This window comes from Rhodococcus sp. IEGM 1354 (assembly GCF_030056855.1).
Lineage (GTDB): Bacteria > Actinomycetota > Actinomycetes > Mycobacteriales > Mycobacteriaceae > Rhodococcoides.
Genome location: NZ_JASHKT010000003.1, coordinates 66,192 through 79,698, shown reverse-complemented (window position 1 = coordinate 79,698; position 13,507 = coordinate 66,192). Strand labels below are relative to the sequence as shown.

The 13,507-nt window shown below is 64.5% G+C and carries 14 protein-coding genes; 5 read left to right on the top strand and 9 right to left on the bottom strand.

All coding sequences use genetic code 11. The features are described 5' to 3' along the window. Window positions 1-75: 75 nt before the first annotated feature. On the bottom strand, window positions 76-606 hold the full coding sequence (locus tag QM588_RS07600) for a hypothetical protein (RefSeq protein WP_283312445.1): 531 nt from the start codon (window positions 604-606) through the stop codon (window positions 76-78). 144 nt (window positions 607-750) lie between these two features. On the opposite strand from QM588_RS07600, the gene QM588_RS07595 reads away from it, so the two are divergent. Together QM588_RS07595 and QM588_RS07590 are read left to right on the top strand one after the other, a co-directional pair. Continuing rightward, window positions 751-1,011 (top strand): hypothetical protein, encoded by a 261-nt coding sequence (locus tag QM588_RS07595; RefSeq protein WP_283312444.1) that lies wholly within the window; start codon window positions 751-753, stop codon window positions 1,009-1,011. Window positions 1,012-1,059: 48 nt separating this feature from the next. Beyond that, window positions 1,060-2,214, top strand: a complete 1,155-nt coding sequence (locus tag QM588_RS07590; RefSeq protein WP_283312443.1) for a hypothetical protein — start codon at window positions 1,060-1,062, stop codon at window positions 2,212-2,214. On the opposite strand, the gene QM588_RS07585 is transcribed toward QM588_RS07590, so the two are convergent. The 4 genes from QM588_RS07585 to QM588_RS07570 all read right to left on the bottom strand — a co-directional run bounded on the left by QM588_RS07585 (window position 2,184) and on the right by QM588_RS07570 (window position 5,967). Continuing rightward, complete coding sequence (locus QM588_RS07585) at window positions 2,184-2,744, bottom strand: DUF1275 family protein (protein ID WP_283312442.1); 561 nt, start codon at window positions 2,742-2,744, stop codon at window positions 2,184-2,186. The two genes, QM588_RS07590 and QM588_RS07585, sit on opposite strands and share 31 nt — an antisense overlap. Beyond that, entirely contained in the window at window positions 2,701-2,925 is a 225-nt protein-coding gene (locus QM588_RS07580) for a hypothetical protein (protein ID WP_283312441.1), read from the bottom strand. The genes QM588_RS07585 and QM588_RS07580 overlap by 44 nt, the downstream gene beginning before the upstream one ends. Next, window positions 2,922-4,508 (bottom strand): gamma-glutamyltransferase family protein, encoded by a 1,587-nt coding sequence (locus QM588_RS07575; protein WP_283312439.1) that lies wholly within the window; start codon window positions 4,506-4,508, stop codon window positions 2,922-2,924. Before QM588_RS07575 ends, QM588_RS07580 begins: the two co-directional genes overlap by 4 nt. A gap of 88 nt (window positions 4,509-4,596) precedes the next feature. Next, window positions 4,597-5,967 carry a peptide MFS transporter gene (locus QM588_RS07570; protein ID WP_283312438.1) on the bottom strand — a complete coding sequence of 457 codons (1,371 nt, stop codon included), beginning with the start codon at window positions 5,965-5,967 and terminating at the stop codon, window positions 4,597-4,599. A gap of 319 nt (window positions 5,968-6,286) precedes the next feature. On the opposite strand from QM588_RS07570, the gene QM588_RS07565 reads away from it, so the two are divergent. The 3 genes from QM588_RS07565 (at window position 6,287) to QM588_RS07555 (ending at window position 9,676) form a co-directional block, all read left to right on the top strand. Next, the gene (locus QM588_RS07565) at window positions 6,287-7,006 is read left to right on the top strand and encodes a FadR/GntR family transcriptional regulator (protein ID WP_283312437.1); all 720 of its coding nucleotides are present in this window, start codon (window positions 6,287-6,289) and stop codon (window positions 7,004-7,006) included. A 152-nt stretch (window positions 7,007-7,158) separates the two neighbouring features. Further along, entirely contained in the window at window positions 7,159-8,520 is a 1,362-nt protein-coding gene (locus QM588_RS07560; protein ID WP_283312436.1) for a flavin monoamine oxidase family protein, read from the top strand. Between the two features lie 115 nt (window positions 8,521-8,635). Continuing rightward, window positions 8,636-9,676, top strand: coding sequence for an agmatine deiminase family protein (locus QM588_RS07555; protein WP_283312435.1), 1,041 nt, complete (start codon window positions 8,636-8,638; stop codon window positions 9,674-9,676). Here QM588_RS07555 and QM588_RS07550 read toward each other — a convergent pair. Genes QM588_RS07550 through couN form a run of 4 tightly spaced genes read right to left on the bottom strand, consistent with a single transcriptional unit; the run spans window position 9,652 to window position 13,486 of the window. Next, window positions 9,652-11,187, bottom strand: coding sequence for an acyl-CoA synthetase (locus QM588_RS07550; RefSeq protein ID WP_283312434.1), 1,536 nt, complete (start codon window positions 11,185-11,187; stop codon window positions 9,652-9,654). The genes QM588_RS07555 and QM588_RS07550 overlap by 25 nt on opposite strands. A gap of 30 nt (window positions 11,188-11,217) precedes the next feature. Beyond that, the gene (gene couM / locus QM588_RS07545) at window positions 11,218-11,679 is read right to left on the bottom strand and encodes a p-hydroxycinnamoyl-CoA hydratase (protein WP_032366817.1); all 462 of its coding nucleotides are present in this window, start codon (window positions 11,677-11,679) and stop codon (window positions 11,218-11,220) included. Next, a complete protein-coding gene (couO, locus tag QM588_RS07540) occupies window positions 11,676-12,581 on the bottom strand; it encodes a 4-hydroxyphenyl-beta-ketoacyl-CoA hydrolase (protein ID WP_283312433.1) in 906 nt (301 codons plus the stop codon). Before couO ends, couM begins: the two co-directional genes overlap by 4 nt. Further along, the gene (couN, locus tag QM588_RS07535; protein ID WP_032407229.1) at window positions 12,578-13,486 is read right to left on the bottom strand and encodes a 4-hydroxyphenyl-beta-hydroxyacyl-CoA dehydrogenase; all 909 of its coding nucleotides are present in this window, start codon (window positions 13,484-13,486) and stop codon (window positions 12,578-12,580) included. The genes couO and couN overlap by 4 nt, the downstream gene beginning before the upstream one ends. Window positions 13,487-13,507 lie beyond the last annotated feature (21 nt).

Genomic DNA, 13,507 nt, shown 5'->3' with positions numbered 1-13,507 from the left:
CGTGCTGTGCGCGAAGAACATGCCGCAGCTCTGCTCGCCCCGCAGTGCAGGAGCGGTCGTGGTGGGAGGCTGCGGTCAGTACGACGCGGCAGGCGGTCCGCGGTTCCCGGAGCCCGAGAGATCGAGGAGCCGCTGGACGCCGGGTGTCCGGTACAGCGGAAGCGGGGCGGCACTCGGCGAATCGTCGACGACGACAATGGCAAGGATCGGGAGTATCCGACGAACGACGGTGGCTGCGCGCGAGATCCCACGCTCGGCCCCGTGCACGATCACCGCGCCGACGACGATCGCGATCGCGTGGGCCGCAAGCATCTGCTGTGTCGGCACCGAACCGTGGTGATCGCCCTCGACGAGCGTCAGCAGCACGTGTCCGAACGTCTGCGCAGCGGCCAGCGTCGCCATCAACTGCAGGCGAGGCGCGATGACGATCGGCACGGCGGCGGCGGCGTACCCGAGTCCCGCGCACACCAGAGCCAACAGGACGATCGCGGCGTCGGAGGGGAACATGCCGCCGCCGAACGCGTGCGCAGTGGCGGTGATCGTTGCCGTCAGAGCGCCGACGGCAGATCCGCGCAGGGCGGCGGATCCGTCCGGGGTCGCGGGCACGAACAGCAGACTACTACCCGTTTCGGCAGAGGCAGTGGCGTCTCGCCCATGTCGCATGGTTTGTACGCAAAAACCGATCCAGCGGTCTTTTTCAGGTCCGTTATGGTGATCGCGAGTATCACGCCACGTTCAGAGAGGATCGCCGTGCCGGACAGTTCTGATGTGGCTCAGGCCCGTGTGTTCGCCGACATGCTTGCGGCCGAAATTGCGTCGACGTCGAGCAGAATCGAAGTCTCGGAGAACTACGCCCACAAGGCCTTTCGGGTGGGCGACCCCCGCAGCGCGAAGTGGCACACCGACGAGGCCTGCGCTCAGAAGCAGGCGCTGTACGAACTGCACCGACAATTGGACGCACTGCGCAGCCGCTTCCAGATCTCGAAGGGTGAACCCGAACCCGTGTGCTGACGTCCGGCTCGGTGTGTGAGGGTGTCTGGTCCGGGGTACCGCGACAAGATGGTTTTCGACAAGACAGACAACGGCTCGGGGGCCGAAAGCGAAGGACAACGAACGATCACGATCGGGTTGGTGGCCGACGAGGGATTCGCGTCGACGATAGCGGCCGCCATCGAACGGGAACTTCCGCCCACCATCACTATCGACGGGACCGATGCCCGCCTGGACACGGCCCGGCCCGCAGTCACGCTGCCTCCCACCGAGGCAGGTTCTGCGCCGTTGGGTCAGTGGCTGGAGGCCATTCAGGCCACCAACACATTCGACTTGGTGCTCTGCATCTCCGAGGTTCCGCGACGCGTCGGGGCCAGCCCCGTCGTCGCCGAATTGCGTGACGGTTCGACCGGTGCGTTGTACGTACCCTCGTTCGGCACCATCGGCGTACGGCGTCGCGCCGTGGCGGTGGCCATCGCGATCGTGCACGATCTTCTTCGCAGCGATACCGCCTCGCGGCCACACCTACGACGGTCGATGTCCAAGTGGGCTCCTGGCCCCGACCCAGACGGTGGCGGCGAGCGAATCCTGCTCACTCCCGGCATGTTCGGCCGAACGCGCATGGTGCTGGGCATGATTCGCTGCAATCGGCCGTGGCGTCTGGTCCCCGCCCTGTCGAGCGTGCTCGCGGCTGCGAGCGCCGCGTCGGCATTCGGTGTGTTCTACGCGAGCATCTGGCAGATGGCGGCCTCGATGACGCCTGCCCGGCTCACACTGATCGGTATCGCCGCCATCGTGGCCATCACGGTGTGGCTCATCTTTCCGCACGGCCTCTGGGAGCACCGACGGTTTCGCTCCTCGACCACCGATCGCTGGATCTACAACTCTGCCACCCTCGGCACCGTCGTGGCCGGCGTGCTGTGTATGTACGCAGTCCTGTTCGCGGTCGTGTTGCTCTCTGCTGCCGTGGTGATCTCGCCCGAGTTCCTCACCGCTCAGATCGAGCGAGAAGCGAGCACGGCGGACTACCTGTCGCTGGCCTGGCTGGCGGCGTCGTTGGGCACGGTCGCCGGAGCAGTGGGCTCGTCGGTATCCGATCGCAGCGACATCCTCAACGCCACGTACGGCCACCGAGAGATGCTCCGGCGCCAGCACAGCGCAGAACGGTCCCGCACCGAAGACGCCGGTGCGGCTCAGCCCGTGGCTCCGTCCCAGGCCCAATGACCGAGCGCCGCGACCGCTGCGGTCAGGGCCGCACCGAGCAGCACGGGTATCGCAATGTCCACGCGCAGTAGAAGCGCTCCGATGACGGCCCCCACGAACAGCACGAGGATCGCCCAGAGCCGCCGGTTGAACAACCGACCGGGGCCCTGGCCGACGAACGACTCGCCGGCGAGCGAGGTGATGGTCGACGTGACGACGACGGTCGTCATGTCCTTGACCGCGAGGAATCGCGCAGCGAGTGCCTGAGCCCCCATGTCGACAGCGATGACACTGGCGATCGCGATACCGAGCGGCGAGTTGCCCTGAACGTCGACCACCAGCAGCGTGACGCCTGCTGCGACGAGTCCCAGCGTTCCCACCGTGAAGATCGCGGTGACCCGGATGTTCCATCCCGGCGCAGCCGAGCGAAGCGTCACGCCGGCCAGCGCGGCACCGAGCACGAAGGCGAACAGCGCTACCAACGGGCCGACGATCGGCAGTCCGTCCTCACCTGCCACCCCCATACCGAGGATGACGATGTTGCCGGTCATGTTTTCCGGTGAAAATGCGGTCCAATCCGAGGTAGCCGACGGCGTCGAGCATCCCGGTCACCATCGTCAGCACCATCATCGACCACAATCGGAGGTGACCGTTCACGGCCTCGCCGACACGGTGCCTCATGGTCGTCGGTGCCGGTCCGTCTCCGGCCACCGTCGTTTCGTCGAGACTCATGCGGTCACCCACACGCCGCCGTCACTACGCGGGTCTGCGCCGGCACCGAGCGTACCGTCGGCGAGAACCCTGGCCACCATGGAATGACCTGCGTTACTGTCCAATTCGGTGCCATGCTTGACGGTGAACACCGTCTGCGAAATCTGTTCGACGGCGGAGTCCTCCAACGTCGGCTCGACCAGTACCGAACCGTTGGGTGTGCCGGCTTCCAATCCGCCGACGATGAATCGGGGCGCGGAGACGGTCTGCTGCGGATCGAATCCACGCAGCGCCCGCAGGATCAACTGGGTGTGAATCTGCGACTGCGCTTTGCCTCCCATGGTCGAGTGGGCGGACACCGCTCCGTCCGCCCAGTCCACGATCACCGGAACGAGCGTGTGCGCGGGCCGCTTTCCGGACTCGATGCGGTTGGGCGACGCGGCATCGAGCGTGAAGAACGCAGCACGGTTGTGCAGCACGAGCCCGGTGTCGGGCTCGAGGATCTGCGCTCCGAAGGAATGAAAGACGGACTGTATCAACGACACTGCTGTGCCGTCCTTGGCTACGACCGCAATTCCGACGGTGTCGCCGCCCGGACGCGGCGTCGCAGTCGATGTCTGCCGTTCGGCTCCTGCCACCCGGGCTGCCGCCGCCTCGTGAATTGCCGCGAAGCCGGCCGGGGTCAGCTGATCGTGGATATCCACAGTGGCACAGCGTGGGTCGGCGAGGTAGGTATCGCGATGCTCGTCGGAGTCGTAGAAGATCTCGGCCAATACCCCGGCGTCGACATCCCCCGCAGACGCACTCCCGGACAAGGCGGCACCGAGAGATCGAATAAGTGTGTAGCCCTGCGAGTTCGGTGGTGCCGTGGCCACCGAGAATCCGTCGAATTCGCGCACCAGAGGTTCTTCGACGCTCGGACGATGACGTTCGAGGTCCTCTCTCGATACCGGCACGTCGAGTTTCTTCAGTCCGGCGGCGAATCGGTCGGCGGTGTGACCGCGATAGAAAGAATCGAGGCCATCGGTCGCCAGGTCCGTCAGGGTGCGGGCCAACTCGGGCTGCACGACGAGGTGCCCGACGGGGATCGGCTGACCATCGACGAAGAACTTCGCGCGCAAGCCTGGATCGGTGATCAGTGCGTCACGGTCGAGCTCGATCATCTCGACGAGTCCGGGGCTGGCCGGAAACCCCTCTGTGGCAAGCGAAATTGCTGGTGCCAATACTTCGAGCAACGGCAGCGAGCCACCGGCGTCGAGCAGAGCCGCCCACCCGGACACTGCACCTGGAACGGACACCGTCAGCGGACCGGTGATCGGCATCGTCTCGATCGTCTCGAACAGCTGGTCCACGGATGCAGCCGAACCGTATGCCCCCGATGCGTTGATGCAGGTGGTGCTGCCGTCGCTCCTGCGCAGCAATGCGATGACGTCACCGCCCACACTGCACATGTGCGGGTAGACCACGGTGAGGGCCGCAGCTGCAGCGACCGCCGCATCGACGGCGTTGCCACCGGCTTCGACGATCGTGCGGGCAGCGTCGACGGCCGCGGTGTGCGGCGCGGCGATTGCCACGCCGGGTGCCGGTTGCGACTGTTCGGGCATGAATATCTCCTCGAGTGCGGCCGATCCGAGAGCAGGATCGGTCGGGGCATGTTCTGGGTTCGTCCGAAAGTGTTGCGTTGGAGCAGTATTACGTCAGAGCGGCTCGTGCGATGAGCGTGCGATAGGCACCGTGCAGCACCGCCGCGGCCACGATCGACGCCGCCGCCGTCACACCGAAGAAGGTCAGTTCGTTTGTTGCAGAGTACTTCTGAGCAAGCAAGCCGGCCAAGGTCGAGCCTCCTGCCATCGTGAGGAAGTACAGCGACGTCATCCCGGCCTTGTGCGATGCGGGTGCGAGCTGCGCAGTGGCAGACAGGACCGACGGCACGACAGCTATCTCGCCGGCACCGAACAGCAACATCGCGACGAGAACCAGGACAACCGAATTCGTCGCCCCCGATGTGCCCGCCATTGCCGCGAACATGGCCATTGCCACCGCCAGCAGGCCGATTCCCACGACAATTTTCGTTCCGGGACTTGGCTGCCTGCTGCCCATCCGGGTCCAGCCGACGGCATAGATCGGAGCGATGACAGTGGCGAAGAGACCTTCCAACGTGATCACGGTTGCCGCAGGGATCGTGAGCGAGCCGACCGTCAGATCGACGCGGGTGTCCATGTACGCCGCCAGGGTGGTGAACAACTGGAACAACAACGTCCAGAACAACAAACTACTGAGGAACACCGGAATGTAGGCGAGCACCCGTCGATGCTCGGTGGCGTCGACCTTCTTCGAGGACAACAGCATTGCGAAGTAGGCGATGCTGGCGATCACGATGATCGCGGTCAGCACGGTTCCCAGGTTGTCGAGATTCAGGAGGCCACCGACGGCCGCGGCAACGATGACCAGGGTGACCGATCCGGCCACAGCTGCGGCCGCCGCCCGACGCGAGCGCGGAAGCGGATTGGGCACCGTTCGGGTGGCCTCGGGCAGATGCTTGTACCCGACCGCATACTGGGCCAGGCCGATCAGCATTCCCACCGCCGCTGCGCCGAAGGCGATATGGAAGCCGGCCGAGCTCTGCAGGGCACCGGTGAGCAGCGGGCCGAGGAATGCACCGAGCGAGATTCCCATGTAGTAGAGCGAGTATCCCGAGTCGCGCTTGGGATCGTCGTTCGCGTAGAGCATCCCGACCATCGCTGTGACGTTGACCTTGAGTCCGCCGGTGCCGATGACGATCAGCAGCAGGCCTACGCCCATACCCGCCGTCGTCGGGATCAGCGCCAGCACCACATGACCGAGCATGATCGAGATGGCCGAATAGAGCACCACCGTTCTCGGGGCGACCAGACGATCGGCAACCCAGGCTCCGACCATCTGCGCGATATAGACTGCGCCGCCGTAGGATCCGGCGATACCGACCGCCACTCCGACGTCGAGTCCGAGTCCGCCGTCGACGAGCGAGTAGTACAGGTAGTACGCGAGGATCACCTGCAGGCCGTTAGAAGCTGAACCGCTCAAACAACTCCGTGCCTGCCAGGGTGACCAGTCCGCGCGGTTGATCCCGGAACGTGGAGCCGAACGCACCGCGGTTCGCGCCTGCGCTCGGCTTTTCGAGTGTTCCGTCCGTCGTCATACAGGTCCACCTTCGGTAGTCCGAGAAACTGCTGCGGGAGAATGAGTGACCGGAGTCACGATATGTCGATCTAAAACTGGTAGGACCAGAACCGTCAAGGTGATGGGCGGGATATTTACACGTCAAATCGGCTCTACTGGGGAAACAGGTCGAATCTGGTATTTTGGTAGGACCATTTCGAAACGTTCGGGGACGGAGCTTTTGATGACGGCGTGGTCCGAGATAGACGTCGAAGCGGCGTCGGTCCCCGAATTGCTCAGCGGCAGAATCGCGCAGCTGATCGACAGCGGTCGCGTCGAAGCGGGATCGAAATTACCCAGCGAACGCGCCCTGGTGACGATGCTCGGAGCGTCGAGAATCTCGATCCGCCATGCACTTCAGGACCTCGAATTGCGGGGATACCTGACGCGCAAACCCCGGGCCGGCCGCGTCGTGGCACCGCTCGAGATGCGCGCGCTCGCCGAGGGCAGCATCTTCGGCAGCATGAGCAGCGACCAGCGCACGGTTCGTGAGGTGATGGACCTGCGCGCAGTCGTCGAACCACCCATTGCCGAGCGTGCCGCCGTTCGCCACCGCGTGTCGGAACTACATGCCCTGCGCACTCCGCTGGAGACCTCGGAGCGTGAGCTCGGCAACCGGCCGCCGTCTCTGCAGGTCATGCAACTGTGCGACGTGCAGTTCCATCTCGCGATCGCCGGGCTTGCCCACAACTCCATGCTCACCAGGCTCGTGACCGAGACCAACGAGTGGATGGCACCGTCGAGGCAAGCAAGTTTTCAGACCGAGCAGCGGATGCAACGCTCGGTCGATGCCCACCGCAGCATCTATCACGCTATCGCAGAACGCGATCCGGTCCGCGCTCGCAAAGCGATGCACGATCACCTCGCCGACATTCTCGAGGCGATCGCGCCCCTTGCGCACTGAGTCCGACCGCCCACACCGAATCGGTCGTTGTCCGAAATGGAGCGCACGATTGCACTCGAGTGGCCACTTCGTCGTGTGCGAATCGGGTGAATTCCGGTCAGAATCGAGGCCATCGGTCGACACCGATGTACCGCAACCAAAGGAGCTCGTCAGTGCCCACCCTCGACCGTGACGTCGCTATCGTCGGGGCCGGCCCTTCCGGCCTGGCCGCAGCAACCGAGCTCCGCAAAGCAGGATTGTCCGTCGCCGTGCTGGAAGCGCGCGACCGCGTCGGAGGACGTACCTGGACGAACACCATCGACGGTGCGAGCCTCGAAATCGGCGGTCAGTGGGTCTCACCCGATCAGGAATCTCTGATCGCGTTGATCGACGAGCTCGGCCTCGAGACGTTCGACCGATACCGCGAGGGCGAGTCCGTCTACATCTGCGCCGCGGGCGAGCGGACCCGTTACTCGGGTGACTCGTTCCCCGTCGACGAGACCACGGAGAAGGAAATGGACCGACTCGTCGCACTGCTCGACGACTTGGCCGCCCAGGTCGGCCCCGAGGAGCCGTGGGCGCACCCACTTGCGCGTGAACTGGACACGATCTCGTTCGAGCAGTGGCTGATTCGTGAGTCCGACGATGCCGAGGCACGAGGAAACATCGGTATGTTCATCGCCGGCGGCATGTTGACCAAACCGGCGCACGCGTTCTCGGCTCTGCAAGCAGTGCTGATGGCCGCCTCGGCGGGTTCGTTCTCCCACCTGGTGGACGAGAACTTCATCATCGACAAGCGCGTCGTCGGTGGTATGCAGCAGGTGTCGATCCGGATGGCGGCCGCCCTCGGCGACGACGTCGTCCTCGACGCGCCGGTGCGAACGGTGCGGTGGAACTCCGACGGCGCAACGGTATTCGCCGACGGCGACATCGAGATACACGCCAAGCGCGTCGTTCTCGCCGTTCCGCCGAATCTGTACTCGCGCATCTCCTACGATCCGCCGCTCCCGCGTCGCCAGCATCAGATGCACCAGCATCAGTCGCTGGGACTGGTGATCAAGGTTCACGCCGTTTACGACACCCCGTTCTGGCGCGAGGACGGGCTGTCGGGAACCGGCTTCGGTACCTCCGAGATCGTGCAGGAGGTGTACGACAACACCAACCATCAGGACAGCCGAGGAACACTGGTCGGCTTCGTGTCCGACGCCAAGGCCGACGCGATGTTCGAGCTCGACGAGCAGGAGCGCCGCGCGAAGATCCTCGAATCCATCGCACATTATCTGGGGCCCAAGGCAACCGAACCGGTCGTCTACTACGAGTCGGACTGGGGTGCGGAAGAATGGACCCGTGGTGCGTACGCGGCCAGCTTCGACCTGGGCGGTCTGCACCGCTACGGCAAGGACAGTCGCACACCTGTCGGCCCGATTCACTTCTCCTGCTCCGACATCGCCGCGGAGGGCTACCAACACGTCGACGGCGCAATCCGCATGGGTCACCGCACCGCCGCCGACATCGTCTCGAGAATCGTTTCCTGACACCCGATCTTCGATCGCACACAGCAGACCCACACCTAGCACCGAGGACACACATGCGCACTGTCACGGAACACAACTCGCCCGCTGCTGCGGCCTCGAACCTCGGAAGGCAGTGATGGCGTGGACGATGCCGGCCGAAGGTGTTCGGCACGAACGGACCTGGATGGCCTACCCGTGCGAGGGTTACTCGCTCGGTGACACGCCCGAGGAGCACCACGAGGCGCGGACCACGTGGGCCGAGGTCGCGCAGGCGGTCGCTCGTTTCGAGCCGGTCACCGTCGTCGTCGACCCCGCCGAAAGCGCCGTCGCACGCACGTATCTGACCTCCGAGAGCGCTTTCCCCATCGACATCCTCGAGGCACCGTTGAACGACGCCTGGATGCGCGATATCGGGCCCACGTTCGTGCTGTCCGAGGACGGCCGTGTCGCCGGCGTCGACTGGGTGTTCAACGGCTGGGGCGCGCAGGACTGGGCGCGCTGGGACAAGGACTCCAAGATCGGCGCGCTCGTCGTCGAGAAGTCCGGTGCCGAGATGATCGATTCGCCGATCGTCAACGAGGGCGGCGGTATTCAGGTGGACGGACTGGGAACGGTTCTCGTCACCGAGACGGTACAACTCGATCCCGGTCGCAATCCCACGCTGTCCAAGGCCGATATCGAGGCCGAACTGGCCCGCACGATCGGTGCCACCACGGTGATCTGGCTTCCCCGAGGACTCACGCGTGACGCGGAAGAATTCGGAACCCGGGGCCACGTCGACATCGTCGCTGCCATCCCCTCACCCGGCGTCGTTCTGGTGCACGACCAACGCAACCCCGAACACCCCGACCACGAAGTCAGCAAGACCGTGTTCGAGATATTCGAGAACAGCACGGACGCACGCGGTGAGAAGTGGACCATCGTCAAAGTTCCGGCACCGGAGATTCTCCGTGACGAGGAGGGCTTCGTCGATTACAGCTACATCAATCACTACGTCGTCAACGACGGTGTGATCGCCTGCAGCTACGGCGATCCCGCGGACGAAGAGGCTGCTGCCATTCTGTCGGCGGCATACCCGGGCCGCACCGTCGTCACCGTCGACGCTCGGCCCCTCTTCGCCCGCGGGGGCGGAATTCACTGCATCACACAGAATCAGCCACAGGCTCGGACGGACTGAGTGGACGCGGGAGCAGGTATCGAATACTGCTCCCGCAACTCGTTCTTGCGAATCTTGCCCGTCGGGTTGCGCGGGATCTCGTCGACGAGGATGTAACGCTTGGGGATCTTGTACCGCGCGAGTCGGCCGTCGAGCGCCGCCGCGATGGCATCGATGTCCACGTCTGCCCCTTCGACCACAGTGATTGCGGCAACCGCAGATTCGCCCCATTTCTCGTCCGGTACACCGAACACCGCGCAACTGTCGATGCCCGGCAGTTCGAGAAGTATCGCTTCGACCTCGGCGGGATAGATATTCTCTCCGCCCGAGATGATCATGTCCTTGAGCCGATCGACGATCGTGACGAATCCCTCCGCGTCGGCAATTCCGACGTCGCCGGTACGGAGCCAGCCGTCGTCGAACACGTCGGCGGTCGCGTCGGGACGACCCCAGTATTCCTTCATCACGTTGGGGCCCTGGATCTGAATTTCACCGCGCTCCCCCGGTTTCACCGGCTGTGACATCGCGTCGACGATCCTGACGTCGGAGAAGGTATGGGGCACACCCGCGGTACCCATTTTGCGTTCGGCATCGACCGCAGCGAGCATCGTTGCGCCAGGACCACTTTCGGTGAGACCGTAGCCCTGACACATCTTGATCCCGCGTTCGGTATACGTACGGAGCGTGCGCGGCGGCACCGGTGCGGCGGCCACCACCACCCGGCGCAGCGAGGTCAGATCCGTGTCGGCCCACGCGGGATGCGACACGAGCGAGTCCAGGATAGTCGGCACTCCGAACGTGTACGTGACCGAGCGCGATTCGACCAGATGGAGCACGCGTCCGGCATCGAACCCTTCCTCGATGACGACCGAGCCGCCCTTGAACAGAACGGGTAGTGCCACCATGTCGAGCGCGGCGGTGTGAAACAGCGGAGCGCAGACCAGGGCCACCTCGTCGCTGCAGAGGTCCAGATCGAGGACTGCGTTGAGAACGGCGAACAGCACGTTGTCGTGAGTCATCACGACGCCTTTGGGTTTACCGGTCGTGCCGGAGGTGTACATGACGAAACACAGATCCGCGCCGTCCACTGCCTCGTCGATGCGCGTCGAGGGGGCCGCCGAGATCAGCGCTTCGTACTCCTCGCCCAGTGTGAGGCGACGCGTGGGGCCGTCGCCGACCGCCGAGTTCGCGACGTCGTGCAGGGTCTCGGAATGCACCAACAACGACAGCCCCGAGTCCTGCACTGCGAAAGCAACTTCCGGTGCGGTCAACCGTGCGTTGAGGGGCACGAAGATCGCTCCGAGCACGCCGCAAGCGAACAGCACTTCGAGGTAGGCAGGATGATTGGTGGACAACAGTCCGACCCGATCTCCGGTGCCCACCCCCAGCTGACGTAGACCGTGTGCGAGCCGAGTGGTGCGCTCGTCCAGTTGCTCGTAGGTCGAGGCCTGGCCGCGGAACTCGATTGCCGTTGCTTGCGGACACTGCCTCGTACGTCGACGGATCCACGAACCGACTCCTTGATTGCGCATCTGAAATCTGTTCCTCTCGGGTCCGTGATCTCAGTCGAACATGCGGTAGACGGCCTCGACGACGACTGCGGGGCGCTCGCTGCCTTCGAGTTCGATCGTCGCGGCGACGGTCAGCTGAGCTCCGCCCTTCGGCAGCTCCTCGTACCCCTTCAGCGTCGCGGCCAGGCGCACTCGGCCGCCGGCGGGAACCGGGTTGGTGAAGCGAACCTTGTTCAATCCGTAGTTGATCTTCGTGGTGACGCTGTCGACGACCAGTAGCTCGTCCCACATCGGAATGATGAGCGACAGAGTCAGATAGCCGTGCGCGATCGGACCACCGAAGGGGCTTTCGGCCTTCGCCCGTTCGGGATCGACGTGAATCCACTGATGGTCGTCGGTGGCGTCGGCGAAGGTGTCGATGCGCTGTTGCGGCACCTCGATCCACGAGCTGGTGCCCAGTTCGGTGCCTTCGAGGTTCTTCAACTCGGCGAGAGTGGCGACGCGGGTGGTCATGATGTCTCCTTGGCGGACAGGCCGAGTGCGGCCAGTGCATTGGTCTTGAACACGAGTGGACGAATCTCGTCCTTGATGTCGAGCTCGGCGAAGTCCTTCATCCATCGATCCGGCGTCAGAACCGGAAAGTCGGAGCCGAACAACACCTTTCGTTTCAGCATCGAATTCGCCGCCCGCACCAGTTGGGGCGGAAAGTATTTCGGTGACCAACCCGACAGGTCGATGTACACGTTCGATTTGTGCGTGGCGATCGAGATCTGCGCATCCGCCCACGGCACCGCGGGGTGCGCCATGATCATCGTCAGTTGCGGGAAGTCCGCGGCGACGTCGTCGAGCAACATCGGATCCGAATAGCGCAACTTGATGCCGTGCCCGCCGGGAAGTCCGGCACCGATACCGGTTTGGCCGGTGTGAAAGAGCGCGGGTACTCCGGCTTCGGTGATGGCCTCGTAGATCGGATAGAAGCGGCGGTCGTTCGGCTCGAAGCCCTGCATGCTCGGATGGAACTTGAACCCGCGCACCCCGAACTCCTCGACGAGTCGGTGCACCCGCCGCACGGCGGCCTTACCCTGCCACGGGTCGACCGAGCCGAAGGGGATCAACACGTCGTTGTGGCGTGCCGCCCCCTCGGCGATCTCCTCCATCGAGTTCGGTGAATGTCCGGACGCCGCACCGGCATCGACGGTGAACACCACGGCGGCCATGTTGCGGGCACGGTAGTACTCGGCGATGGTGTCGATCCCTGGAGTACGGTCCTCGCCCGACTTGAAGTACTTCTCCGACGCGGTCATCAATTCGTCGTCCAGTGCGCGGTGTCCGCACCCGTCGATCTCCACATGAGTGTGCACATCGAGTGCGACGATCGAGTCGAAGTCGATGGCGCACTGGTATTTCGAGCTCATCGCGCCGGCTCGACGGGGAGATTCTCGCCGACCGACTCGAGGCTGTCCGCGAACGTCGACGGCCACGCAGCGGCGATGTTCTCGGCCGACCAGCCACCGTCGTGGTAGCTCGTGGCGATCATGTCCGGGTGCGTCCACAGCGCCAGACGATCGCCGCCGACGGCGAATGCCTGACCGGTCACGTCTGCACTCGCGTCGCTTGCCAGGAAAGAGACGATTCCTGCGGCGTCCGCGGGGGTCCCGAACCCGAGTTCACGACGGGCGAACGGCGGCAACGGATCCCCGTTACGCATGGCCTCGATGTACGGCTGCAGGAACGGAATGGTCTCGGTCATCGCCGTGGCCGCCACCGGGCACACCGCGTTCACGGTGACACCTGCACGCTGGAGTTCCATCGCCCAGGTCCGCACCATCCCGACGATCCCGGCCTTGGAACCGGAGTAGTTGGTCTGTCCGAAATTTCCGCGCTGACCGGCGGGAGAGCCGATGCACACGATCCGGCCGCCCTCACCCTGAGCGCGGAAGTGAACGGCTGCTTCGCGTGCGCAGGTGAACGTGCCGCGGAGATGAACGTTCACGACGGCATCGAAGTCGTCGTCGGTCATCTTCCACAACACCTTGTCGCGCAGGATCCCCGCGTTGGTGACCATGACGTCGAGACGACCGAACGCCTCGACCGCGCCCGCAACCAACTTCTGTGCGGTCTCGGTGCTGCCCACCGGAGCCACGACCGCCACTGCCCGTCCACCCGCGTCGACGATCGAGGAGACAGCCGCGTCGGCTGTCGCCTGGTTCACGTCGTTGATCACGACTGCTGCACCGTGGCGCGCGAGGTCCTGGGCATACGCAAGTCCGAGCCCCTGGCCGCTACCGGTGACGACAGCGACCTTGTTGTCGAGATTCATAGCTCTCTCCTCTTCGTGGTT

Coding starts and splice junctions, on each gene's coding strand:
- couO (WP_283312433.1), bottom strand. CDS start 12,581: ATGAGCTCGAAATACCAGTGCGCCATCGACTTCGACTCGATCGTCGCA.
- QM588_RS07580 (WP_283312441.1), bottom strand. CDS start 2,925: ATGAGTCTCGACGAAACGACGGTGGCCGGAGACGGACCGGCACCGACG.
- couN (WP_032407229.1), bottom strand. CDS start 13,486: ATGAATCTCGACAACAAGGTCGCTGTCGTCACCGGTAGCGGCCAGGGG.
- QM588_RS07575 (WP_283312439.1), bottom strand. CDS start 4,508: ATGCCCGAACAGTCGCAACCGGCACCCGGCGTGGCAATCGCCGCGCCG.
- QM588_RS07565 (WP_283312437.1), top strand. CDS start 6,287: ATGACGGCGTGGTCCGAGATAGACGTCGAAGCGGCGTCGGTCCCCGAA.
- couM (WP_032366817.1), bottom strand. CDS start 11,679: ATGACCACCCGCGTCGCCACTCTCGCCGAGTTGAAGAACCTCGAAGGC.
- QM588_RS07555 (WP_283312435.1), top strand. CDS start 8,636: ATGGCGTGGACGATGCCGGCCGAAGGTGTTCGGCACGAACGGACCTGG.
- QM588_RS07550 (WP_283312434.1), bottom strand. CDS start 11,187: ATGCGCAATCAAGGAGTCGGTTCGTGGATCCGTCGACGTACGAGGCAG.
- QM588_RS07590 (WP_283312443.1), top strand. CDS start 1,060: ATGGTTTTCGACAAGACAGACAACGGCTCGGGGGCCGAAAGCGAAGGA.
- QM588_RS07585 (WP_283312442.1), bottom strand. CDS start 2,744: ATGACCGGCAACATCGTCATCCTCGGTATGGGGGTGGCAGGTGAGGAC.